Origin of the sequence: Acinetobacter sp. KAM396 (genome assembly GCF_021602765.1) — a bacterium.
GTDB classification, from domain to species: Bacteria; Pseudomonadota; Gammaproteobacteria; order Pseudomonadales; family Moraxellaceae; genus Acinetobacter; species Acinetobacter towneri_A.
In genome coordinates this window covers 174,635-197,748 of the sequence record NZ_BPPH01000001.1, presented here as the reverse complement: position 1 = coordinate 197,748, position 23,114 = coordinate 174,635, and the positions used below count along the sequence as shown (strand labels likewise).

The 23,114-nt window shown below is 40.8% G+C and carries 23 protein-coding genes; 12 read left to right on the top strand and 11 right to left on the bottom strand.

All coding sequences use genetic code 11. The features are described 5' to 3' along the window. Positions 1–86: 86 nt before the first annotated feature. Both L6C30_RS01055 and L6C30_RS01050 read right to left on the bottom strand, forming a co-directional pair. Positions 87–227 (bottom strand): hypothetical protein, encoded by a 141-nt coding sequence (locus tag L6C30_RS01055; protein WP_167562399.1) that lies wholly within the window; start codon positions 225–227, stop codon positions 87–89. Between the two features lie 485 nt (positions 228–712). Then, positions 713–1,645 carry a hypothetical protein gene (locus L6C30_RS01050; RefSeq protein ID WP_070154094.1) on the bottom strand — a complete coding sequence of 311 codons (933 nt, stop codon included), beginning with the start codon at positions 1,643–1,645 and terminating at the stop codon, positions 713–715. A 238-nt stretch (positions 1,646–1,883) separates the two neighbouring features. Between L6C30_RS01050 and L6C30_RS01045 the strand changes: the two genes are divergently transcribed. After that, on the top strand, positions 1,884–2,351 hold the full coding sequence (locus tag L6C30_RS01045; protein ID WP_004971836.1) for a YaiI/YqxD family protein: 468 nt from the start codon (positions 1,884–1,886) through the stop codon (positions 2,349–2,351). Between the two features lie 12 nt (positions 2,352–2,363). After that, positions 2,364–3,275 carry a DMT family transporter gene (locus tag L6C30_RS01040; RefSeq protein ID WP_070154096.1) on the top strand — a complete coding sequence of 304 codons (912 nt, stop codon included), beginning with the start codon at positions 2,364–2,366 and terminating at the stop codon, positions 3,273–3,275. A gap of 64 nt (positions 3,276–3,339) precedes the next feature. Here the strand turns inward: L6C30_RS01040 and L6C30_RS01035 are convergent, their stop codons facing one another. Then, complete coding sequence (locus L6C30_RS01035) at positions 3,340–3,912, bottom strand: PilZ domain-containing protein (RefSeq protein WP_070154098.1); 573 nt, start codon at positions 3,910–3,912, stop codon at positions 3,340–3,342. A 26-nt stretch (positions 3,913–3,938) separates the two neighbouring features. Between L6C30_RS01035 and L6C30_RS01030 the strand changes: the two genes are divergently transcribed. From L6C30_RS01030 to L6C30_RS01020, 3 genes are all read left to right on the top strand, one after another. Beyond that, entirely contained in the window at positions 3,939–5,174 is a 1,236-nt protein-coding gene (locus L6C30_RS01030; protein WP_070154100.1) for a lipoprotein-releasing ABC transporter permease subunit, read from the top strand. After that, positions 5,167–5,850: a lipoprotein-releasing ABC transporter ATP-binding protein LolD gene (gene lolD, locus L6C30_RS01025; RefSeq protein WP_019837944.1), complete on the top strand. Its 684-nt coding sequence runs from the start codon at positions 5,167–5,169 to the stop codon at positions 5,848–5,850. The genes L6C30_RS01030 and lolD overlap by 8 nt, the downstream gene beginning before the upstream one ends. A 133-nt stretch (positions 5,851–5,983) precedes the next feature. Continuing rightward, positions 5,984–8,419, top strand: coding sequence for a DNA internalization-related competence protein ComEC/Rec2 (locus L6C30_RS01020; RefSeq protein WP_236162177.1), 2,436 nt, complete (start codon positions 5,984–5,986; stop codon positions 8,417–8,419). Here the strand turns inward: L6C30_RS01020 and L6C30_RS01015 are convergent. Beyond that, entirely contained in the window at positions 8,376–9,365 is a 990-nt protein-coding gene (locus L6C30_RS01015; RefSeq protein WP_236162178.1) for a lysophospholipid acyltransferase family protein, read from the bottom strand. The genes L6C30_RS01020 and L6C30_RS01015 overlap by 44 nt on opposite strands. Positions 9,366–9,492: 127 nt before the next feature. Here L6C30_RS01015 and sppA point away from each other — a divergent pair, with 127 nt between their 5' ends. Continuing rightward, positions 9,493–10,515 carry a signal peptide peptidase SppA gene (gene sppA / locus L6C30_RS01010; protein ID WP_004971820.1) on the top strand — a complete coding sequence of 341 codons (1,023 nt, stop codon included), beginning with the start codon at positions 9,493–9,495 and terminating at the stop codon, positions 10,513–10,515. After that, positions 10,512–11,330: an alpha/beta fold hydrolase gene (locus L6C30_RS01005; protein WP_070154104.1), complete on the top strand. Its 819-nt coding sequence runs from the start codon at positions 10,512–10,514 to the stop codon at positions 11,328–11,330. Before sppA ends, L6C30_RS01005 begins: the two co-directional genes overlap by 4 nt. Before the next feature lie 88 nt (positions 11,331–11,418). Here the strand turns inward: L6C30_RS01005 and purN are convergent, their stop codons facing one another. Beyond that, entirely contained in the window at positions 11,419–12,048 is a 630-nt protein-coding gene (gene purN, locus L6C30_RS01000; protein WP_019837938.1) for a phosphoribosylglycinamide formyltransferase, read from the bottom strand. 10 nt (positions 12,049–12,058) lie between these two features. Next, positions 12,059–13,129, bottom strand: coding sequence for a phosphoribosylformylglycinamidine cyclo-ligase (gene purM / locus L6C30_RS00995; protein ID WP_236162179.1), 1,071 nt, complete (start codon positions 13,127–13,129; stop codon positions 12,059–12,061). Between the two features lie 134 nt (positions 13,130–13,263). On the opposite strand from purM, the gene cxpE reads away from it, so the two are divergent. From cxpE to L6C30_RS00970, 5 genes are all read left to right on the top strand, one after another. Then, on the top strand, positions 13,264–14,484 hold the full coding sequence (gene cxpE, locus L6C30_RS00990) for a chloramphenicol efflux transporter CxpE (RefSeq protein WP_236162180.1): 1,221 nt from the start codon (positions 13,264–13,266) through the stop codon (positions 14,482–14,484). Between the two features lie 14 nt (positions 14,485–14,498). Beyond that, positions 14,499–15,203: a DnaA regulatory inactivator Hda gene (hda, locus tag L6C30_RS00985; RefSeq protein ID WP_004971812.1), complete on the top strand. Its 705-nt coding sequence runs from the start codon at positions 14,499–14,501 to the stop codon at positions 15,201–15,203. Between the two features lie 122 nt (positions 15,204–15,325). After that, on the top strand, positions 15,326–16,543 hold the full coding sequence (rbtA, locus tag L6C30_RS00980) for a rhombotarget A (protein WP_236162181.1): 1,218 nt from the start codon (positions 15,326–15,328) through the stop codon (positions 16,541–16,543). 11 nt (positions 16,544–16,554) lie between these two features. Then, on the top strand, positions 16,555–17,142 hold the full coding sequence (locus tag L6C30_RS00975; protein ID WP_236162182.1) for a hypothetical protein: 588 nt from the start codon (positions 16,555–16,557) through the stop codon (positions 17,140–17,142). Between the two features lie 9 nt (positions 17,143–17,151). Further along, positions 17,152–19,614 (top strand): CSLREA domain-containing protein, encoded by a 2,463-nt coding sequence (locus L6C30_RS00970; RefSeq protein WP_236162183.1) that lies wholly within the window; start codon positions 17,152–17,154, stop codon positions 19,612–19,614. A 103-nt stretch (positions 19,615–19,717) separates the two neighbouring features. Here L6C30_RS00970 and L6C30_RS00965 read toward each other — a convergent pair whose 3' ends face one another. The 5 genes from L6C30_RS00965 to L6C30_RS00945 form a co-directional block, all read right to left on the bottom strand. After that, entirely contained in the window at positions 19,718–20,119 is a 402-nt protein-coding gene (locus tag L6C30_RS00965) for a DUF3106 domain-containing protein (protein WP_236162184.1), read from the bottom strand. Then, a complete protein-coding gene (locus tag L6C30_RS00960) occupies positions 20,109–20,429 on the bottom strand; it encodes a hypothetical protein (RefSeq protein ID WP_236162185.1) in 321 nt (106 codons plus the stop codon). Before L6C30_RS00960 ends, L6C30_RS00965 begins: the two co-directional genes overlap by 11 nt. Continuing rightward, entirely contained in the window at positions 20,426–21,040 is a 615-nt protein-coding gene (locus L6C30_RS00955; RefSeq protein ID WP_236162309.1) for an RNA polymerase sigma factor, read from the bottom strand. Before L6C30_RS00955 ends, L6C30_RS00960 begins: the two co-directional genes overlap by 4 nt. A gap of 156 nt (positions 21,041–21,196) precedes the next feature. After that, on the bottom strand, positions 21,197–21,973 hold the full coding sequence (locus L6C30_RS00950) for an RNA methyltransferase (RefSeq protein ID WP_236162186.1): 777 nt from the start codon (positions 21,971–21,973) through the stop codon (positions 21,197–21,199). 50 nt (positions 21,974–22,023) lie between these two features. After that, on the bottom strand, positions 22,024–22,998 hold the full coding sequence (locus tag L6C30_RS00945; protein ID WP_236162187.1) for a class 1 fructose-bisphosphatase: 975 nt from the start codon (positions 22,996–22,998) through the stop codon (positions 22,024–22,026). Positions 22,999–23,114 lie beyond the last annotated feature (116 nt).

Sequence of the window (23,114 nt, the reverse complement as noted above, 5' to 3'; positions counted from 1 at the left end):
AGTGGTGAAAGCAAAAACCCAGCTGTATTAGCTGGGTTTTTTTAGAAATAGGTAAGATATTATAGTGGCTTGTGAGTGAGTAAAGGTTAGAACACAAAAAAGTGTAAGCCGTAGGCGGAGAGCAGCATGCCTAATGCAAAAAATAGACAAGACATCGGGTCGAGCTGAAAGCGTTGCTCAAGTTGATGTTCAACATGCTGTAAGTTTTCTTCTTGCACGATTTTCATAGATATTATTTTCCGATCTATTTATCGTTAAATATTTAAATACGGCTATATTTTTAGCATAAAAAATTGATTAAATAAAGTACTAATTTTATTTTAAATATAATATCTACCAATAATAAATTACATCTATGCTGATTTTCAAAATCTGCACCATTCAAAGCTTTCAGATTATCTACGGTGTTTGGCTGATATGTTTTGGTTTTTAAAAAACTTACCCACATATTCGATTTAAAATATGGCTGATTTTGAATTTATAATAAATTTAAAACTGTGGATAACTGTATTTTTTTGAATTTAAAATGCTTAAATAAGCATCAATATATTCACACTATCAATAGCACTTTTTCATAAATCAAAAAATAATCATAAGCCATCAGTGAAATAAGTATTGACAGTTCCTTCTCCCGAGGGAGAAGGCTAGGATGAGAGGAAGTAAATATAAGGTTATTCTTTAGAAAGCATTTTTAAGATTTATTTTTAATAACCTACTGTTTTATATTATGAATGTTGGCTTGAACCCAAATATTGCCACGAATGTATTGTCCAATTTCGAAGTTTTGATGCGCAGGATTTTTAGTTGCAAGACGAATTAAAATTGCAGGCTGATTTTCATCATGAATTAGTGTGACATCATAAACAGTATAGGTTTGATTCATGAATTCAAAACTGCTTTTACCAACAACATTGCCTTGAAACCATGCTTCATCTTCTTGACCGATATTTTCGCCATATAAATATGCGACCATTTTAGAAAAATCCACCGTTACAGGTGCTTTATCATCTTCAGACTTAGGTTGCCATGCATCAATTTGTTCTTGCAGATTGGCAGGAGCGATCCCATCATTTGCCGCTAAAATATCATTCAGCGCACGGTGATGTTTAATCGAAGCAGGATCATCAACTACTAATTGTTCACCTTCAGCAACAGCCTCTAGTTCATATGCCCAGGCGTTTAAGTGCACCCAATAGCTTTGATCTTTTAGGTATTGTTGATGGTTAACACTGTATAAACTATCAAAAGCATAGACAATGCTATTGTTACCTAAATTGAGTCGAAGTACCGCTTGAGTATTAGATTTGCAACTAATGATACGTTCAATTTTAGCTTCAACTTTGTAAGGGCTTTCAAAGCAAGGGAAGGCAGTTTTTACAGCTTGTGGTTTGTTATTTTCAACCGCAATGACTTGCATCAATTGAATCGATTGTTGGCTTGGGCCTTGAATTAGCCACGTGCTTTGATCCATTTCTGCTTCATGACGGCATAAACCCATTGGCATAATTGGTGCATCTAGAGCCAGCCCTAACCATTTTGGAACTTCGGTGCAGGGTTCATCCGTGAGTAAATTCCAATGTTCAACATGGCTGCCGAAGTTCTGATCTTCAATGCGGATGATTTCTGGTCTATTTTGATTGTTCATAAGCACTTTGAGATGTTAGGTTCTTTTGTTTACTCTTAGATCGAGGGTTATTTCGATTTTTCAAGTCTTTGGCTAAAATTTCATGTTTTGCAACTGCATTTGCAAAGGTTGTGCATAGCTATGCAGCAGTAACAAAATCCATTTAGCTACACTTTAACATGCAATTCTGAGCATTTTAAAGCTAGTGCAATTTAATGAGTTTGATACACTAGTCGCATATTATTATCAGGGTTGCACAGTGCTGCCATTTAAACTTTGGGTTGATGCAGATGCATTGCCTAAAATTCTAAGAGAAGTCATTTTACGTGCTTCAGATCGTTACCAGCTTGAAGTCACTTTTGTTGCCAATCAATCGGTCGGGATTACGCCTTCGGTACGGATTAACTCTATTCAAGTTATGCATGGTGCTGATGCTGCCGATCAGGAAATTGTAGATCGCATGAAGGAACACGATATTGTGATCACGCAGGATATTCCATTGGCGGCACAAGTGATTGAAAAGGGTGGAATTGCAATTCATCCACGGGGTGAAATTTATACCGTTGCCAATGTGAAAGCGCGCCTGCATTTGCGTGATTTTATGGATACGTTGCGTGGCGCAGGTGTTCAAACAGGCGGGCCAGCGCCTATTTCAGAACGTGATAAACGCGAATTTTCAAGTAGTTTAGACCAAACCATTCAAAAGCAAAAACGTAAAACCGCTTAATACGAGTCCTGTATGCCTTCTAAAACCAATATTATGATGACTTATGCCTTATTGGTTTTCATTTGGGCAACGACGCCTTTAGCAATTGTTTGGAGCGTGTCAGATTTACACATGCTTTGGGCTTTGGTGCTGCGTTTTTTCATTGCTTTGCCTTTAGCGGTTATTTTACTGCTGCTGTTAAAAGTGAAATTTCCACATCATCTACAAGCGTGGCATAGTTATCTGGCAGGCTCGTTTAGTCTGATTGGTTCGCAAATTTTCACCTACCTTGCCACCGCTTATTTAAGTTCAGGTATTATTGCCCTGATGTTTGGTCTAACACCTATTATGGCGGGGTTGATTGGTCGGTTTGTGTTTCAGTTGCATTTGGCACGTATTCAATGGATTGGGATGACAGTGTCCATTTTAGGGCTTGGTATTATCTGCTTTGGTGGCGAAACACAGCATGTGCACCCTCTGGGTATTGTTTTAATGTTGTTTAGTGTACTGACCTACACTGTATCAATTTTTTGGGTGAAAAAAATCAATGCGCAGGTTGAACCTGTAGCACAGGCAACAGGTTCCATCTTGGTATCGACCATTGCGGCTTTATGTATTGTGCCCTTTATTTGGCCATTTATACCGACTAGCTTGCCAAGTCTTAAATCTATTGTAGCTTTGCTTTATACCGTGATCATGGCTTCTTTGATTGCGATGTTTTGTTATTTTAAATTGGTACAGAATATTCAGGCGACCACTTTATCTTTAACCACCGTTATGACGCCAATGATTGCCTTGTTAATTGGTGCGCTACTCAATCAAGAAGCTTTGTCGGTTATGGTTTTTTTGGGCGCTTTGATTTTATTGTCAGGCTTGGTGCTGTATTTTTATCGTGATCTTAAAGCGAGTCGGGCATTAGCACGGAAAATTAAAACACCATCTTAAAGATTGGCAAAGATGGTGTCATCCACCTAATTTTGTATACGCGAAGATGCAGAAATGATGAATTTTATTTAGATTGCGTTTGTTGTAAAGCAACAACTTCAGCAAGCTTGACGCGGTCCTGAGGGTATAAAGTAATAAAATACGCCCCGGTACGATACTGACCATTTTCTTCTTCACGGCTGTAAACCACTTGCGCCGTTGCGGCTATGTGGAAAAAGTTTTCAGGATGGCTGAGCGTGACATGAATATAACTTCCAGTGTTTAATTCACGTTCACTATAAAAACTTAAACCGCTTTCTGAAAAATTGATCTGTTCAGGTACAGGTAACATGCTTTGTACAATTGTATCGTATAAAGACCCTGTAATAAGGTTTAATTTTTGGTTGAATAAGGATAAGATTCGTGCAATTTGTTGATCTTTTTCAGTTAATTGTTCTAATTCGTAGTTTAATGCATGATCAAATTGATCTAATTCTGCGAGTAGTAGAAAATAACGCGGTAAAACAAAATTAGCATCGTAAGGGTCATTTAACGCAACATCTTCAGAAATGATCTGGTAATTGATTCTCAGGGCAGCATCAATTCGTGACAGGACTCGACGATCAGACGCGACGCTTTGATGCTGTAAATTTTCCATAATGTATTACCTCGGACTTTGATGGTATGTTTAAACCAATCTCGCTATATATAGGGTTGAGATATACGCGCGCTCGGCGCAGTAACCACTTTATTTCTTTTATTGCCTTAGTTTCGATGATCGGTCTAACTTTAGGTGTTGCCGTCCTCATTACCGTACTTTCGGTGATGAATGGTTTTGATCGTGAGTTAAAAAATCGTGTCTTAGGTATGATACCTCAAGCCACTGTTTCATCAACGCAAATTTTAACAAATTGGCCAGAACTTGCAACGAAAGTTGAGCAGCATAAGCATGTTGTTGGTGCTGCGCCATTCACGCAATTGCAAGGCATGTTGACCGCACAAGGGCAAGTGTCGGGCATTATGGTCACGGGAATTGAACCCGAATACGAAAAGAAAGTATCCATCATTCAAAACCATATGGTTGCAGGCAGTATCGATAACCTGAAAAAGGGTGAATTTGGTATTGTTTTGGGTAAACAAATGACCGATGCCCTAGGCTTGGGCTTAAATGACAGCATCACCTTGGTTTTACCTGAAGCGACGCCGTCACCTGCAGGAGTTGTACCACGTTTTAAACGCTTTAAAGTAGTTGGTATTTTTAGTATTGGTGCAGAAGTTGATTCAATGATGGGTTATATCGCCCTGAATGATGCTTCGACTTTGCTGCGTTTACCCGATGGTGCGCAAGGTGTACGTCTAAAACTGGATGATATTTTTGCTGCACCACAAGTATCTCGAGATATTGTGCAAGAGTTACCTGCTAACTTTTATGCTTCAGACTGGACGTATACTCACGGCAACTTGTTTAGCGCCATTCAAATGGAAAAGGCCATGGTAAGCCTATTGTTATTCCTGATTGTTTTGGTGGCTGCATTTAATATTGTGTCGTCTTTAGTGATGGTCGTGACTGATAAAAAATCGGATATTGCGATTTTAAGAACCTTGGGCGCATCACCAAGTACGATAACCAAAATTTTTATGGTGCAAGGTACGGTCATTGGGGTTATTGGCACAGTTTCAGGTGCGATCTTGGGGATTATTTTTGCGTCTAGTATTAGTAGTTTTATTGCATGGCTGAACAATGCATTAGGGCTAAATTTATTTGATGCCTACTTTATCAACTACTTACCTTCCTATTTAAGATGGCAGGATGTGGTGGTGATTGTAAGTTTGTCGTTAATTTTAAGTTTCTTGGCGACGATTTATCCTGCGTTACGTGCCGCGAAAATTCAACCAGCAGAGGCGTTGCGTTATGAGTAATATTGTTCTGGAAGCCAAGCAAGTTTCTAAACACTTTACCGATGGCAAAACCACTGTTGAAGTGATTCGTGGTTTAGATTTAAAAGTTCAGCAAGGACAGTTTGTGTCGATTGTTGGAGCAAGTGGTTCGGGTAAAAGTACCTTGTTGCATGTTTTGGGTGGCCTAGACCGCCCAAGTACAGGTGAAGTATTTTTAAATGGGCAGCGTTTTGACAATTTAGGCGAAGCTGAGCGTGGTTATTTGCGTAATCAATACCTCGGTTTTGTTTATCAGTTTCACCATTTATTACCTGAGTTTAGTGCGCTTGAAAATGTCGCGATGCCGTTAATGTTACGTGCGGGTACAAATTATAAAGAGGTGAAGGCACAAGCAGAGTATCTGCTTGAGCGTGTCGGTTTATCGCATCGTTTAACCCATAAACCCGGTGAGCTTTCTGGGGGGGAACGTCAGCGTGTCGCATTGGCACGTGCATTGGTGGCGAAACCCGCACTTATGCTTGCCGATGAACCCACTGGAAACTTGGACCGTAAAACTGCAGTTAAAATTTTTGAATTGCTGCGTGAATTACGCAGTGAATTTAACATGGCAATGCTGATTGTGACCCATGATGAGGAGCTGGCAAAATCTGCCGATACAATTTTGCACATGCAAGATGGTATTTGGGTAGATACTTAAGAGCAGCATAGCTGGTAAACGCATTCAAAAGTGATAGCGTTTACAATAAATTGCTTGAATAAGATTGTTTTGTTGAAGCCCACTTCGGTGGGCTTTATGATGCATGTTAATAAAAATAATAAGTCTAATATTCATGCTGCAATTGATGGGATTGACTTGGGTGATTGGAATCGCCTGTGTCGGAATACGTTCTTCTTCTTTTCCAATACATCTTCTGACTGCCATGCCCAGTGCAATGGTTTTACTGATTCTATGCTGTGTCATCGCGCAGTATTTGTTGCAAGTTCGCTTATCTTCAATTTATTGGAAATGTTTGAATGTTGGTGTAGCAGGGGTTTTGAGTTATGCTCTCGGCTTGATCTATGCCGATACTCAGATGCAGCAGCGTTTACAATGGCGCGAGCTAAATCCTGAATTTACCGAAGTTGTAGTTTATGTCAGAGAGTTAAATCAACTGAATGACAACGGCATTTCACAAAAGATCGAGGTGTTAAGCCGACATCCTCAAACAGTGACCTGGTTAGCGACTTTAGCTCAGACCCAAGTAGATCATGGGCAAAATTTAGAACTTGGATACTATTACAAATTAAGTGGAAAAATTCGCCCAGCACATAGTTATGCCACCGCAGGGGCATTTGATGTAGAGCGATGGTATTTACAACAAAATATCATGAGTGGTTTTCGGGTGGAGCAGGTTCAGCTCATTCCGCCAGAACAAATCTATGCCATGGGCTTTACACAACATTGGCGTGCACAACAAACGTTATGGGCAAAATTTCGTTTATGGATTGAACAGCAGCGTTATCAAATTCGTTTGTTTATTCATCAGCAACCTTTGCAGCACCCAGGTCTCATTCTTGCACTTCTTACAGGAGATAAAAGCTTATTAGATGCAGAAATCGAAGCGCAATTTCAGCGTTTTGGAATTAGTCACTTATTGGCAATTTCAGGACCGCATGTGCTGATTTTTGCAGGCATGCTCTGTTGGGCGTTGCATCAGCTTATTCGGTGTTATCGTCCGCATTGGTATTTGTGGATGCCTAAACAATATTTGCTCATGTTGCCATTTTTAAGTTGTGTATTGCTGTATACCGCCTTTGTTGGTTTTGAAATTCCTGCCTTAAGAACCTTGCTCATGTGCAGTCTCGTTACAGCGATGCTGGTGATGAAGCAGAAGCTTCAAGGTTTTGCCTTACTTATTTATAGTGCTGCATTATTGCTATGGTTTGATCCTTTAAGTGTGCTGTCTGCTGCTTTTTGGTTGTCATACGGTGCATGTTTTATTCTGCTGCGTATTTATCAAAGCCTGAGTGAGCAACCTCGCATAGACCTGAATCTTTGGCAGCAACTAAAACATGCCAGCAAAATTTTAATTGAATCACAATGGAAAATTTTTATTGCCTTATTTCCTTTGGTGATTGTGTTTTTTAAAGAAGTGGCGTGGATTGCACCGCTTATTAATATTATCGCAATTCCATTGATTGGTATGCTGATTGTGCCTTTAGATATTTTGGCAGGAATTTTCTTTTTTATTTTTGAACCTTTGGCATCGGTGCTGTTCCAGTTAAATGATCTGCTCGTGGCTTTATTAAGCTTGATTTTTCAGGGAATGGAAACGATTTTTGCGCCAAGGCTACACACTTTGTCGATGTCTATAGCGGTATATGTCTGTCTCTGTCTAGGCTTATTTATGCTGTTTTTACCACAAGCGGTATTGCCTAAAGCTTGGGCAATCTTGTGTTTTATTCCACTGATTATAGTCGATAGCCAACGGCAACCATTTGAATTGACCGTACTAGATGTAGGGCAGGGGCAAGCGCTGTTTTTACGCTCAGGTCATTACAACATGATGATTGATGTGGGTGGATCTTATGATGAAAGTAAGTTTAGTATTGGACAGCAAATTTTACGTCCGTTTTTAGCAGTGCATGGTGTCAAGCAACTGGATCAGGTGGTTTTAAGCCATTTAGACCAAGACCATAGCGGTGCTCTTCCTTATCTTCAAAATGAAATCAAGATTCAGCATGTCTTTGCCAATCAGGTTGTAGATGTGACTGCAAATACAAAATTTAATTTGTGTCAGCAAGGGCAGCGGTGGTCTTTACCGCATCAGGTAAAGATACAGGTTTTGTCTCCCAAATTTAGTCAATTACCTTATGCCGCACAGCAACAAAATGAGTTGTCATGTGTGCTGTATATTTCAGTGCCATCCGCACAGCCTTATCAGCATTTTTTAGTGATGGGCGATACAGGCTGGGCAACTGAATATCAGTTATTACAGGAATACCTTGATTTAAAAGTGGATGTGTTAATTTTGGGGCATCATGGGAGTAAGCACAGCTCTGCCTACGATTTTTTAGCACATTTTAAACCTAAATTAGCCGTGGCATCTGCGGGTTTTGATAATCGTTATGGACATCCTAGTCCTTTAGTTCAGCAACGCTTGGCTGCGCTCAATATTCCGTTCATCAACACCATACAACAGGGCAGCATACGTTTTTCTGTAGATGCACAACAGCGTATGCTTATACAGCCGTATCGGCAGCAGAAGTTGTGGCTGCAGCGCTAGCTTGGTGCTGTACTTGAGTGCGTATAGCCTGCACATCGGCCAAAGCTTCTTGTATAGGTTTATGATAGACCCCGCGTAAATCTGGATGGGCTTTGTAGCGCTTATAACTCCAGTGATAATGTGTAGGATAACGACGGATCAAATCTTCAATTGCACGGTGAATAATAGCTGTCCCTGCATTGGCATCACACTGATAAATGTGCTCATCTATCGCTTCGATATACATATCAAAGCCTTGATCTGCATTTCTTAACGCATATAAGAACAAAGCTTTTGCTTTAGTTTTCTGAATCAATTTGGCGCTTAAATTACTCGATTCCAACGGAATACCAAAAAAAGGAATCATCTCACCACCTATATTTGGGGTATGGTCTGGCAAAATGACAGTGGTTCCGCCTTGTTTGAGTGCTTTAAAAATTTGACGTACCCCAGATTCATCTGTTGGGACTAAATGTGCCTGTTCACGGCTACGTGCTTGGCGCACAAAATCATCTGCCGCAGGGTTTTTGACAGGTTTATACATGATGGTCATTTGCGTATATTGAGCGATCCACGCATTCATAATTTCCCAAGTGCCAAAATGCGGCACAATTAAGACCAAACCCTTTTGTGCAGCCAGTGCATCTTGTAATAGTTCTAAACCATGTACCTGATGGATTCTTTGAATATTTTTTTGATTGCTTGATCCCCAAATATGAAAAAACTCAAAATAAGAGGTCAGTTCGTTACGAATTGCTTGCTGGGTAATCTGTTCGCGTTGTTGTGAGTTCAGCTCAGGAAGCGCAATTTGTAGATTGAGTTGAATGGTTTGAGAGGTTTTACTCAAACGCAGTGTATTGACCAAAAAAGCCAAGGATTTTGCAAAAAAACGCGCAACTGTTAAAGGTTGTCGACTGACAAAATCAAGCAGGCGCGATAAAGCCGTTGTCGGTGCAGGTTCGGTCATAACGACAGCATCAATTGATAGAAAGGATAAAGATGTAAAATATTATAGGAGAAAATACAGGCTTTAGACAGTTTTTGCCAATTCCGTGTATATAATGGAGCAAATTTACTATTTTTTGGATTGTTTCATGTCCGATTGGCCACCAAAACCACAAAATGAATCACAACAAATATCTCCACAAGCACAGCAGCCCACAGGCAATGAGTGGAAACTATTAGAAAAAGCTGTTTTGGCTTCAGTTGAAGAACAACGTCGTGCACGTCGTTGGGGAATTTTCTTTAAGTTTTTAACTTTTGCTTATATATTTTTACTGTTGGTGATAATGGGCAAAGGGTGCAGTACCACGACCACGAATCCATCGGCAGCGAGTCCACATATCGCGGTGGTGGATATTGTTGGCACAATTGCATCTGATAAGCAAAGTGTGAATAGTAATGACACCATCAAGTCACTGAAAAAAGCCTATGAAAACAGCAACAGTCAGGCGGTGGTGCTAAATATTAATTCTCCAGGTGGTTCACCTGTACAGTCCGATGAAATCTGGCAAGAAATTCAATATCTGAAAAAACAGCATCAAGGTAAAAAACTTTATGCCGTGATTGGCGATACTGGCGCTTCTGGTGCGTATTACATTGCTTCAGCTGCAGATGAAATTATTGTCAATCCATCAAGTTTGGTGGGTTCGATTGGCGTAATTATGCCAAATTACGGTCTGAGCGGTTTAATGCAGAAGATGGGTGTAGAAGATCGCACCATGACCTCTGGAGAAAATAAAGCTTTATTGTCGATGACGCAACCTGTTGATCCTGAACAGAAAAAACATGTACAAGCTGTATTGGATAATGTGCATGGTCACTTTATTCAAGCGGTGAAAGATGGACGTGGTGCGAAACTGAAATCACAAGATCCTGCGATTTTCTCAGGTCTGTTCTGGACAGGTGAGCAAGCCGTGACTTTAGGCATTGCCGATAAGATTGGCAGTTTAAATAGCCTGAAGCGTGATTTAAACCTAGATAAAACAGTGAACTATACCATTGAACACAGTCCTTTAGACTCTGTGTTGGGTCGTATGGGTGCAGCAGTGGGAGAGGGCTTTGCCACTTCTTTATCTCAACATATTCAGACTGAGCAAAACGCGAAATTACAATGAAACCACTGATTCATTTTGCGCATGCCAATGGCGTGCCATCGAAGGTTTATCAAAAACTGTTTGATTTACTTAAAGATGACTACGATGTGATTTATGTCCCTTTGTTGGGGCCAGATAAGCGTTATCCGATTGATAATCATTGGCAAAGCTTAACCCAACAAGTGATTGACAGTGTTGTACGTCAAGCTCAGGGACGTAAAGTGATTGCGTTGGGGCATTCTTTAGGTGCAGTGTTGTCGTTTCAAGCCTCTTTACAACGCCCTGAATTATTTGAACAAGTGATCATGCTTGATCCACCTTTAATTATGGGCAAAGCATCGGTGTTTTTACATTTTGCTAAAATGTTTAAGCTTAAAGCAGTAGATCAACTGTCGCCTGCGTCTTTGTCTTTGCGTCGTCGTGATCATTGGGAAAGTCGTGAGCAAGCTGCTGATTTATTGCGTCCGAAAGGTTTTTATCAAGATTTCGATGCCGATTGTTTTCAGGCTTATATTGAGCATGCTTTGACAGATGACTATGTTCGAGGCGGAGTACAATTGACGATTCCAAAAATGGACGAAGTAAATATTTTTAGAACCAATCCCTCGCTTTGGTGGTTGCCGCAAGCAAAACTGCAAGTGCCGACAGAATTGATAATTGCAAAACAAGGGCCGTTTCTAAAAGCAGGTTTCCCACAAATAACCGCCAAGAAATTTAATATAGCTTATCAAGTGGTTGAAGGTGGGCATATGTTCCCTTTAGAAAAACCTGAAGCTACGGTGCAGTTAATTAAAGACTTAATTAAAGCACAGCAGAGCAAAACTACTTCCTTTTGATTCAGTCTGAACCAATGGACAGACCATAAAAACGCCTGATTAACAGGCGTTTTTTCGTATATATCAAAAGCGACATACTAAACAGTATTTAAAAATGGCAAAACTGCACAGGTTGTTGCATCAGTTGCTGGCGGTACTTCACGCCTTGTGCAGTGTGCTGAATCGTTCCGTTACAAATCCATTCAACCACTTGCGGGTAAATTAAATGCTCTAACACATGCACACGATTAGCCAAGCTTTCGGCATCATCATGGATATTTACTTGCAACACACCTTGTGCAAGTGCCTGACCTGCGTCTAATTCAGCACTAACATAATGCACCGTACAGCCATGTAAGATATCGCCAGTATTGAGTACACGTTGATGAGTACGCATGCCTTTATAATGCGGCAAGAGTGAAGGATGAATGTTGAGCATTTTACCTTCCCAAGCTTGCACAAATTGGGCACTTAAAATACGCATAAAGCCCGCAAGCACGACCAAATCAACATCCCAATCAAGTAATTGTTGATGCATGACATCATCAAATAATTCACGACTCGGATAGTGTTTGTGCTCAATCACGGCAGTTTGAATCCCTGCTTGTTGAGCGCGTAGTAAAGCATAGGCATCAGGCTTATTGGAAATAACTCCAACAATTTGCCCTGTAAGATTGGCATCTATCAGGGCTTGTAAGTTACTTCCGCTGCCGGAAACAAGGACAGCTATTTTGATCATGTGAGTCAAATCACGCAAAAATTACGCGAATTTTTTCATCTGCGCCTTCAACAGATTCGGCGTGATCTTGAATATGACCCATCACCCACGCTTTTTCGCCAAGGCTGTTGAGAAGTTCAACTGTTTTGTCTGCATCGGTGGCATCGACAGCGACAACCATACCAACACCACAGTTAAAGGTACGATACATTTCAAACTGTTCTACACCGCCTTCACGTTGTAATAATTTGAACAGTTCTGGCCATTCCCAAGATGATTCGTCAATCACTGCTTGCGCACCATTTGGCAATACACGTGGTAAGTTACCTGGTAAACCGCCACCTGTAATGTGCGCCATAGCATGTACATCAACTTGTTTGCACAGTTCAAGCATCGATTTGACATAAATGCGAGTTGGTTCCATGGCAACGTCAGCCAGTGGACGACCATCAACCAGTTGAGTTAAATCAACATTTTTTACGTCTAAAATTTTACGAAGTAAAGAGTAACCATTTGAGTGTGCACCTGAAGATGCTACACCAATTAGAACGTCGCCAGCTTTTACTTTAGAACCATCAATTATTTTGCTTTGCTCAACCACGCCCACACAGAAGCCTGCAAGATCGTAATCTTCACCTTCATACATGCCTGGCATTTCTGCAGTTTCACCACCAACAAGTGCACAGCCTGCAAGCTCACAGCCTTTACCAATTCCTGAAACAACATTGGCTGCAACGTCTACATTTAAGTGACCTGTTGCATAGTAGTCTAAGAAGAATAGAGGTTCAGCACCGCACACCAGCAAGTCATTGACACACATTGCCACCAAATCTTGACCAATCGTGTCATGGCGGTTTAAGTTTAATGCTAAACGTAATTTAGTTCCTACACCGTCTGTGCCAGATACGAGCACAGGTTCTTCATAACCTTTCGGAATTTTACAAAGTGCGCCAAAGCCGCCTAATCCCCCCATCACTTCAGGACGAGTGGTGCGCTTAGCGACAGATTTGATACGATCGACTAACGCGTCGCCCGCTTCAATATCGACACCAGCATCTTTATAGCTTAAACCAGTGGTTGGGTTAGAAGTTGAGTTGCTCATAATGAAGTCTCCGCATTCGCGGGGCGATTATACCTGAATATACGAAACTCTTATGTTATTTATGCGCTAAAATGCTATCTTTATTCAAATATTTTAACTTCTATAACGAATAAACTGAAAAAAGGCGAATTTCTATGGTCGATCGTACCTTACGTCGCATTTTTATCCTGTCTGGGATAGTTCTGCTCCTTTGGGTGCTGTACTTATTAAAACCAGTTGTCATTCCTTTTGTCGTTGCATTTTTCATGGCTTATTTATTTAGCCCATTGGTTGAACAATTTTGCAAAGTCGGTTTGCCACGTTGGCTGTCAATCAGTTTAGTTTTTATTGGGATTGGCATCATGCTGACCTTGGCTGTTTGGTACATCATTCCTTTGGTTTGGAAACAGTTGATTATTGCACGTGACAGCATTCCTGTTGGTATTAATTGGATAAATTCTACCTTTTTGCCATGGGCATCGGCTACTTTCAATATTGAGGAAATGGAAATTGATACTACGCACATGAGCAGTATTGTCATGGATTATGTGCAGACCAATTATAGTGCTGATAGCATTCAAGCAATGGCCTTGCGTGTTGCACAGTCTGGACTGAATTTTATCCAGATTGGGGGAACGGTCGTGCTCATTCCAATTATTGCTTTCTATTTCCTACTCGACTGGCAGCGTATGCTGGACAGTCTACGTCGCTTAATTCCGCGTCCTTATGAGCAAAGTACTTTGGCTGTGGTACAAGAATGTCACAGTGTTCTAGGTGCTTTCGTTAAAGGTCAGTTTTTGGTGATGATCTTGTTGGGCGTGGTTTATGCGACTGGATTGCAACTGATTGGTTTAGAAGTCGGCTTAATTATTGGAATGATTGCCGGACTTGCCAGTATTATTCCGTATTTAGGTTTTGCTGTAGGGATTGTTGCAGCAATCATTGCCACTTTCTTACAATTTGGCATTGACTGGATGCAATTGGTTTTAGTCCTCGTGGTCTTTATGATTGGACAGGCAGTGGAAGGCTATATTCTACAGCCATTTTTATTGGGTGATAAAATCGGACTTTCTCCAGTCGCAGTGGTGTTTGCAGTTTTAGCGGGTGCACAACTGGCTGGATTCATGGGTATGTTGATTGCTTTACCTGTGGCTGCGGTGATTGTGGTGTTGCTGCGTCATTTGCGTGATTATTACGAAAAAAGCTACTTGTATGGACAGCCTGTGGTGGTGTCTGAAGATGCAATGTCGGGTGACATCAGTATTGATACAGCACAAGTTCATATTGATATTGAGCTTGATCCTCCGTCCGCAAATTCACAGCAACAGACTGAAAACTCAAGTAAGATAAAACCTTCAGATCAGCAAAACTACTAGGTGATTACAATTCTATGCGCCAACTGCAGTTAGATATCGAGCCTCAATTAGATGCACGGATCAGTGATTTTTCTGGGCCAGGTTGGGGGCATGTGATTGATGCAGTTCGACAGCTTCATGCAGGATTGGTTAATCGCTTTTATGTCTATGGTGGTGCGGGCACAGGCAAAAGTCATTTATTGTCCGCGATTTGCGATTCCTATTTAGAAATTGGCAAATCTGCCATTAAAGTATCTTTACTTGAATTATTGGATGCCCCCACTGAAGCGATTACCTCTTTAGATCGTTATGATTTGGTCGCGTTAGATGATATTGAGGCGATTAGTGGTGTACCACATTGGCAACGTGCGGTGTTTCATTTAATCAATTACAGCAATGAAGTTGGCGGTCAGCTGGTGTTTTCATCACGTTTTGCACCCATTGAATTAAAGCTCGAATTGCCCGATTTACAATCACGTTTGACGCAGGCAGTGAGTGTCAAAGTGCCTTCAGGCAGTTTGTATGCAGATCGACAAGCTTTAGTGAGTTCCGTGTTAGAGCGTCGCGGTATTATTATCGATCCGCAAATTATCGATTATTTATTGTTGCACGGTCCACAGCAGACCTCGATTTTGCTGCAAAGCCTTGAGCAGTTGGTGCAATTACTTAAAGGAGAGAAAACGAAATTAAGTGGCGCAAACCTGCGTCAGATTTATGCTTTAATTGACGAATATCGGTAAAGATTAAAATTGCTTGAGAATTTGAGCAAGTTATGCCAAATTACACGGAAAATAATTCGAAGTTGCAGGGAATTTGCAACTAAAGAAGAAAAAAAACAAAGAAAATTACAAGGAGTTCGCTTATGCTCAAGCAGAGCATTGGCATTGGTATGCTGTTTATCGCAGGTCATGCATATAGTAGTAATATCATTGTCACCACCACTTCTGACACCAAAGCAGATGATCAACAATGTTCTTTGCGTGAAGCCATCGAGTATATTAATTTAGGCATGCCTGAAGAAGGCTATTTGGGCTGTGGCGGCAAAAATGCCTCAAGTGTGATTTTATTAGAAAAGAAAGCCGTCTATCAAATTGATACTCAAATTAAAATTACAGAAAACCTTGAAATTAAAACAACCTATGACAGTAGTCTGAATGATAAAACTGCTCCAGGTTTAAATAACGCCACGATTCAGATGCGCGGTAATGAGCGAATTTTCCACATTGAAGACAGCAAGGATCGTTTCTTAAAAGTTTCTTTAAAAGAATTAACTTTACAGGGTTGCGGTGAGGAACGCTGTCGTCAGCAACAAGGTGGTCTGATTTATAATAACGAACATTTAATTTTAGATTATGTAAAATTGAGTAAGGGGCTAGCCAATCAAGGTGGGGCAATTTATAACCCTGCACAAGTGACTGGCGAAAAGATTCCTGCAGGTTTTATTGAGATCAAAAATAGCTTGCTTGAAGCCAACCAAGCGCAGGAAGGTGGCGTCATTTATACGCAATTTCCGCGCTTTGTGATTACAACTTCAGTATTTAAAGGTAACAAGACTACATCGACCACTTCAGCCAATCTCTATTCTGCAACAAGTTTGGCAGAGGAAGAAATCAAAGCCTTTCCTAGCATGGGGAATATGATCGTGAGCAGTACTTTTACTGCAAATGAAGGCTATGTCATGAATGTGTTGGATGATATTGGTGTCAATAACATTAGCTTGATTGGTAACAGTCGTGGTGTGTATCTCAATGCACCTCTAGGTAAAGCCTATATTGCGAATAGTGTGATTTTAGGCAATCCGCATCCTGTCAGTGTGAGTACTGCAGCGAACTGTGTGCAAGCAGGTTCAGATGCAACAAGATTACAAAATAATTTAGTCGGTGCAGGCTGTGGAGCAGGCGATAGCAACTATCCAAATACTGTATGGACTGCAAATTCGGTACTTGCTGGTAATCTGCTTGAAGGTGCATGCCAAACCCTCAGTCAAGATAAAACGGCATTGTTTTGTCCATATCAAGTTCCTGAAAACTCATTCTTAGGCTTCATGCGCCCACGTGTATTGCTCAGTTACACAGCCTGAAAGATTCTGTGGTGTTAAACCGTGGGCAATTACAACTGGCGGATCATAAAGTGGTAGGTTGTACTGCTTCAGATCAACGCGGTAAAAACCGTCAGTCAGATATTACCTTATGTGATCGTGGGGCAATTGAGGTGGTGGTTCCTGAAACTATGAGCCTCATTGGTCAAAATATTTTGGCAGGTCAAATTGCTAAGATGTCGGTGGGTGATTTGTTGGGTGATAGTGATTTGGTGCCTAAAGAGTTTTGTGATCAAGTTTATCCAAATAATCCGACAGGCCAAGCATGGCAAGCAGGCTGTGTGCAAATTGAGCAACTTGATACACGCTCTAAAGGAAAATTGACTGTAGATGAGCTGGGTAATTTGGTATATACCCCAGATTCTGCTTGGCATGGTGCAGATGTCTTTAAAATTAAATTAGTCACCAGCACTACACGTTTTAACAGCACGACACCTTATATGGAGGTGAAAGTCCAAGTTATTCAAGAACATGAAAATCGTATGGAAAGCGATAAAATAAATGTTTCTGGCGGTGCATGGGGGGCTTATGGATTAATGGCGTTATTGGGCTTGTTGGGTTTACGCCGTAGAAAAGCATAAAGGATGAATATGAAAAATAATAAAAAAACACTATTAGGGATAATGGTGATGTCTGCAATGTCGCTCATGGCAGCAGATAATCCGATAATTCAGGTGACGACCTTTGAAGATCAAAATGGTGAAGACTTAAGCAAATGTTCATTACGTGAAGCTTTGGTTGCGGCCAAGCAGAATATTGCGTTTGGTGGTTGTAGCGCAGGCAATACCAACCGTGGTGTAACAGATATGATTCAGTTGCAGGCTGGGGAATATATCTTAAACTCAGAATTACGCCCGCAATCTATGGTGCGTATTTATGGGGCGACAGCGGTTGACTATAACCAGGTAGATCCAATTACGCATCGTTATCCTTCAATTGCACCGTTAAAAACCAGTATTAATGCACAGGGTAATAGCCGCATTATCAATACTTCAGATACCCAAGCCAGCGTAGCACTATACGATGTCATCCTAAAAAATGGGAATGCCAATGGCGGTGGTAATGCGAACTCTGCAGATGCAGGCAAAGGTGGCGCATTATTTGTGGCAGGCCCATTGGCTGCGAACAATGTCGAGATTCAAAATTCACATGCAGAACAAGGTGGCGCAATTTATGTTGTTGCTCATCAAGCGGAGCGTCAAGTCAATTTAGAAAATGCTTATATCCATGCGAACCAAGCCAAAGTAGGCAGTGTGTTAGCAATGGATTGTAGTGCCAACTTGGTCAATACACGCTCTATGGTGAAAATTGACCGCAGTAGTATTGTAAAAAACGGTGCTGCAAATAGTCTTAGTACTTTTGATCTTTGTGGTCAACCTGATCTTGAGTTGACCGCCAGTACGATTGCACAAAACCAAGCTGATGCAAGTAAAGGTCATATCTTTAACTTGAGCAATACGGCAAATCATTCCCTTAGCACTTTGTCACAGGTGTATTTGCAAAGTAATACCATTGTTGAAAATAAAGCATGGAGTACTTTGTTTTATGACAATTATCCAAGCATTGTCCTCGCTTTTAATATCTTGGCCTTTAACCAAGGTAAATCTTGTCGTTATGCATTCCCTGCGAGCTTAGAGCAGGCGCGCAACATCAACTCGATTCGTAATGCCTTATTCGCAATGGGATCAGCGACAGAGCAAGGGCAGTGTGATTTACCTGAAACAGCAAATAATTCTTATGACGGAGCCAAAAATTTGGATTTGACAGGGCTTAGCTTTGATCAAGTTTTGCAGCCGTTGCAAGAACCATCTGCTTATAATTTATTCCTGCCGTTGTATTATCCAAAACTGGGTTCAGACCCTGCACAAGATTTGATTGATGTAAACAGCATGGGTTGTAGTGATTATGAACAACGTGGTTTGGCGCGAGTGAGTAATGCAACTTTAACTTTAAATCCTGATGCAAAAAATACCTGTGAAATTGGCTCGGTAGAAGTGATGCGTTTAAACGCAGCCGATATTCAAAGCTTGCGTAATGTCTCTTATGAAAGTTTATTTGCTAATTATCAGCAACAAATTGACCGTATTCAGTCTGCGATAGACCAAAGTAAAGACGCAGCGTCTTCGGTCGTTTCTCAATCGCGTGCTGATTTGAAAACGATGCAAGATTTGTTGGCCAATACTAAAGCCAAGCAGCAATATCGTGCCATTTATGTTGATCCATTTGCGATGGCATTAAAGCAAGATGAACCAACTGCAGATGGGAAATTTGTTCAGTTAAGACAGCTTAATTCTGACAACTTTAGCATTAGCACTGAAGCATTGGGGATTGGTGCAATTTCGGGTTCAGGTACAACATTTAGCACAGATAAATTGACCCAAGACCCACTATTAAAATGTGAATGGGATGCACAGTTGCAACGGATTGTGATGTATCGATTGAATGATAAAGTCACAGAAGCAACCGATTCAGCGTATTGCAAATACACCATTAGGTCAAAATTAGACAGCAATTTGCATTCTTCGGGCTTGCTTGAAGGTAAATTTAGCAATATTGCCCCAATTGCAAAAGATGATCGTGTACGACTTGAATATGGCACAGACCTCAAAGTGAGTTTTAATCCATTATCGAATGATAGCGATGCAGGCGATGGTTCTATCAGCACTCTGAAAGAAAATACCAATAAGCCTGCATTCTATAAAGATAGTACAGGACAAGAACTGGCAATTCGTTTTACGCAAGTGCCTTCAGGTGTGGTGCTTACAGCAGATCGTCAAGCGGCTTGTCCTGGGGATTATGCACGTGAAATTTGTTATGGTGGCAATATTCAGGTTCAAGTACGAAATAGCTTTAGCCCATTTGATTATGAGCTGAAATACACGATTTTCGACCATGAACTGGAATTATCGCCTGAAGCGACCATTACTTTAGAAAACACTGCGAAAAATACCAATTATGAAGCTAGTGGTGGTGGCGGAGGAAGCTTAGGTTTCTGGGGGGTATTGGGTTTACTCGGATTGGCATTTTATCGTCAACGTCCAAGAAAATCATAATTTACCGAGTCGTTATTTCAAAAGCCTCATCGTGTAAAACAGATGAGGCTTTTGTTATTGGTGACTTCAAGCACTTTCTAGATTATCCATGAAGAGATAAAAATTAGTGACTCATTGCAGGCTGCTGATATTTAAGAATGTATTCCTGACGAATCAAGGGGCGTTCTTCAGGTGTTGCTCGTTGCAAGCGTTGTCCTAATTCACGACGTTCCTGTGTACTCATTTTTTGCCAAGTTTCACGCATTTTTTGTTTTTCGCTATCAGGCAATTGAGTAAACCAATCCATCCGCTGCTGTAAAGCCACGCTTTTCTCAGCAGGAATTTCTTTTAAGTTTTGATAGCGCTTAATTAATGCCAATTGTTCTTCTTCAGAAAGGGTTTCCCAAGTTTCTGAAATTTGCGTATCTGCATCTTTGGAAAAAATCCAAAAACGCTCAAACCCTGCAAAACTGGTTTGTAAAAAACTGAGCGCACAACACGCAATTACAATTCGTTTAGCTGCCATGTGGAACTTTGTCCTCACCCAACACCATTAACATTTCTAAATCTTCCACCATTTGTGGAGAAAGTTTAGGAACAGACACTGCCTGATTCTGCGGCTGCGTGGTCATTTCCATTGAATTTGGCAAGACCACAAAACCTGCAATTGCCGCAGCCAATGCAAAACCTGACATTTTCCAAAGCCCATAGCGTGATGTTTTCTTGTTTTGAATATTGTCCAAGACATGGTTCATGACCGCGGCTTTGTCTTGATGTTGGCGAGCCAATCCATCAAGTTTGGATGTCACTTGTTTTAAGAAATCATCTTGTTTCATTCTGATGATCCTCCCAGATACGGATTCATATGTGCCAAACTGTTGCGTAAAGCTTGAATAGCACGGTGATAATGCGTTTTTACACTGCCTTCAGTGCAGTTCATAATTTGCGCGGTGGTTTGCGTATCAAAACCTTCCCAAGCACGTAACATAAAAGCTTGTTGTTGCCGCACTGGAAGCCCCGCAATTGCTGCCTGAATTTCTTCTACAGTCACAGCTTGATCTAAAAATTCTGCAGGATTGAGTGCTTGCTCATCGACAATATCGAGTTGTTCAACATCATCATCATCTAAACTGACTTTTTTAAATAATGAAAAGGGTTGTGCGCGGCGAGCTTCTTTACGACGCCAATCTTGTAATTTGTTATTTAAAATGGTGTAAAACAGGGGATACCACTCATCTGTGGCTTTGTCGGCATAAGATTTATGCAAGGAAATAAAGGCTTCTTGCACCAAATCCATTGCTATGCCGTGCTGTCCTTGCGTTGCACTTTCCATCATTACTAAGGCACGCCCCGTTACGTCTTGCATGAAATTCTTCAGACGTTGCTCAGCCGTACTCTTAACAGCACTCAAATTTTCCGAATGTGACGACTTCGGGTTTAAATCCATAGAGATGGAAAATCCTGTCATTGGATACCCACCATTATTTTTAACATCATATTTCTATAACGTTAAAAACAATGGTTTGGTTGACATTGCAAGTTATTATTTTCAGTCTAATCTATTTTTTTTGCAGGGCTAGTCTTTTTAAAATAAATTAACCATTTACAGACGCTGGCGTACCATTTCAAAGAAACAGATAGAACCTGCAATTGCCACATTCAAAGATTCCTGTCCACCCGGTTGTGGAATACTTACCGCTTCTGCATGCTGTAAGGCATAGTCGGACACACCTTGACCTTCATTGCCTAGAATCCAGACGCAAGCTTTGCGCAGATTTTTGGAATAGAGGCTTTCTGCACGGTGTGAACTGGTCACATATACAGGGATCTGGAATTGTGCCAAGACATCCTCAAGATCAATATTTTCAAAGGTATGCAAGCTAAAATGTGCACCCATGCCTGCACGTAATACCCGTGGTGACCAAAGCGAGGCAGAACCTTTGGTACAAATAATTTGTTCAATACCTGCTGCTGCTGCAGAGCGCAATAAGGTGCCGACATTACCTGGATCTTGCACATTTTCTAAAATCAGCGTGTCTGCTTTAAAGTCTAAAGCTTGGCTTGAACTTGGCACGTCGACAATGGCTAAACAGGCAAGGGAAGTGCCTAAAGTGCTTAAATCTTTATATAAAGATTCGCCAATGACAAAGACCACGCCTAAGTATTTAGCCAAAATGCGTTCATAGTCAGGATGACTCAGTGCATATTCAGTGGTAAAAATCGAATTGATTTTTTTATTTTCATGTAACCATGCCAAACACAAATGTGTACCTTCGAGTACCGTTTGTCCCTGTTTTTTGCGATAGTTATTTTGTTCAATTAAACCACGTAAGTGTTTAATTTTCGGGTTATCTTTTGATTCTAAAAAAATCGTAGGCATGCGATAAAATCCACAGCAGTCAGCAAATGTCTGACTGCTGTTGTTAAAAATTATTGATGGTAGCTGCTGACCAAATCGACTTCATTTTTTGAGCCAATAATGACAGGCACACGTTGATGCAGGTCTGTAGGTTGGATATCTAAAATACGCACACGACCTGTGGTTGCCGCGCCGCCTGCTTGCTCCATGAGCATACTCATTGGGTTGGCTTCATACATTAAACGTAAACGACCTGCTTTTTTCGGATCTTTTAAATCGTATGGATACATGAAAATTCCGCTACGGCAAAGAATACGGTGAATATCGCCCACCATACATGCAACCCAACGCATGTTAAAGTCTTTTTCGCGTGGCCCAGTTTTACCAGCCAAAAGTTCATCAATATAGCGTTTTACAGGCGCTTCCCAATGACGTTGATTTGAAGCATTGATCGCATATTCTTTTGTATCGGCAGCAACTTGAATGTTGTCTGCAGTCACTAAAAACTCTTGGCTTTCTGGATCAAAGGTAAAGAACACCACACCTGCACCAACAGTGAGCGCCATCATGGTAGATGGACCATAAAGAACATAACCTGCAGCGACTTGTTGTGTACCTGCTTGCATAAAGTCTGCAGCCTGAGTCACGGTATTTTTTGCAGGTAAAATTGAGAAAATTGTACCCACACACATATTGATGTCGATGTTGCTTGAACCATCCAGTGGGTCAAATAACACTAAATATTGACCATTTTCCTGAGCAGGGGTGAATTCGTCTAATTCTTCAGATGCCAAACCACCCACATTTGGGTGCTTTTGTAACGCTTCAATTAAATAATCATTTGAAATAACATCTAATTTCTTTTGCTCTTCACCTTGTACGTTTTCATTTTGCGCACTGCCTAATACACCCGCTAAGGCACCTTTTTGTAATGTTTGGTCAATTATCTTGCAAGTATTAGCAATGGTTTCAATTACTTGAGCAAGTTCGGGTGTTAGATTTCCAGTTTGTTGTTGTAAAAATTGGGAAAGGGTGCGGTATGACATGACTGGAAAACTCCGAATGACTGCAAAAATGAGGATAACAATATGCTGCAATAGTTTAGATGAGAACGCGTTAAAAGAAAAATTAAACTCGACTATTTGCTGTGATTTTACCCTTG

Bases quoted from the DNA above. Each gene is read 5' to 3' on its own strand.
- L6C30_RS01055 (WP_167562399.1), bottom strand. From the start codon at position 227: ATGAAAATCGTGCAAGAAGAAAACTTACAGCATGTTGAACATCAACTT.
- L6C30_RS01050 (WP_070154094.1), bottom strand. From the start codon at position 1,645: ATGAACAATCAAAATAGACCAGAAATCATCCGCATTGAAGATCAGAAC.
- L6C30_RS01040 (WP_070154096.1), top strand. From the start codon at position 2,364: ATGCCTTCTAAAACCAATATTATGATGACTTATGCCTTATTGGTTTTC.
- L6C30_RS01035 (WP_070154098.1), bottom strand. From the start codon at position 3,912: ATGGAAAATTTACAGCATCAAAGCGTCGCGTCTGATCGTCGAGTCCTG.
- L6C30_RS01030 (WP_070154100.1), top strand. From the start codon at position 3,939: ATGTTTAAACCAATCTCGCTATATATAGGGTTGAGATATACGCGCGCT.
- lolD (WP_019837944.1), top strand. From the start codon at position 5,167: ATGAGTAATATTGTTCTGGAAGCCAAGCAAGTTTCTAAACACTTTACC.
- L6C30_RS01020 (WP_236162177.1), top strand. From the start codon at position 5,984: ATGCTGCAATTGATGGGATTGACTTGGGTGATTGGAATCGCCTGTGTC.
- L6C30_RS01015 (WP_236162178.1), bottom strand. From the start codon at position 9,365: ATGACCGAACCTGCACCGACAACGGCTTTATCGCGCCTGCTTGATTTT.
- sppA (WP_004971820.1), top strand. From the start codon at position 9,493: ATGTCCGATTGGCCACCAAAACCACAAAATGAATCACAACAAATATCT.
- L6C30_RS01005 (WP_070154104.1), top strand. From the start codon at position 10,512: ATGAAACCACTGATTCATTTTGCGCATGCCAATGGCGTGCCATCGAAG.
- purN (WP_019837938.1), bottom strand. From the start codon at position 12,048: ATGATCAAAATAGCTGTCCTTGTTTCCGGCAGCGGAAGTAACTTACAA.
- purM (WP_236162179.1), bottom strand. From the start codon at position 13,129: ATGAGCAACTCAACTTCTAACCCAACCACTGGTTTAAGCTATAAAGAT.
- cxpE (WP_236162180.1), top strand. From the start codon at position 13,264: ATGGTCGATCGTACCTTACGTCGCATTTTTATCCTGTCTGGGATAGTT.
- hda (WP_004971812.1), top strand. From the start codon at position 14,499: ATGCGCCAACTGCAGTTAGATATCGAGCCTCAATTAGATGCACGGATC.
- rbtA (WP_236162181.1), top strand. From the start codon at position 15,326: ATGCTCAAGCAGAGCATTGGCATTGGTATGCTGTTTATCGCAGGTCAT.
- L6C30_RS00970 (WP_236162183.1), top strand. From the start codon at position 17,152: ATGAAAAATAATAAAAAAACACTATTAGGGATAATGGTGATGTCTGCA.
- L6C30_RS00965 (WP_236162184.1), bottom strand. From the start codon at position 20,119: ATGGCAGCTAAACGAATTGTAATTGCGTGTTGTGCGCTCAGTTTTTTA.
- L6C30_RS00960 (WP_236162185.1), bottom strand. From the start codon at position 20,429: ATGAAACAAGATGATTTCTTAAAACAAGTGACATCCAAACTTGATGGA.
- L6C30_RS00955 (WP_236162309.1), bottom strand. From the start codon at position 21,040: ATGGATTTAAACCCGAAGTCGTCACATTCGGAAAATTTGAGTGCTGTT.
- L6C30_RS00950 (WP_236162186.1), bottom strand. From the start codon at position 21,973: ATGCCTACGATTTTTTTAGAATCAAAAGATAACCCGAAAATTAAACAC.
- L6C30_RS00945 (WP_236162187.1), bottom strand. From the start codon at position 22,998: ATGTCATACCGCACCCTTTCCCAATTTTTACAACAACAAACTGGAAAT.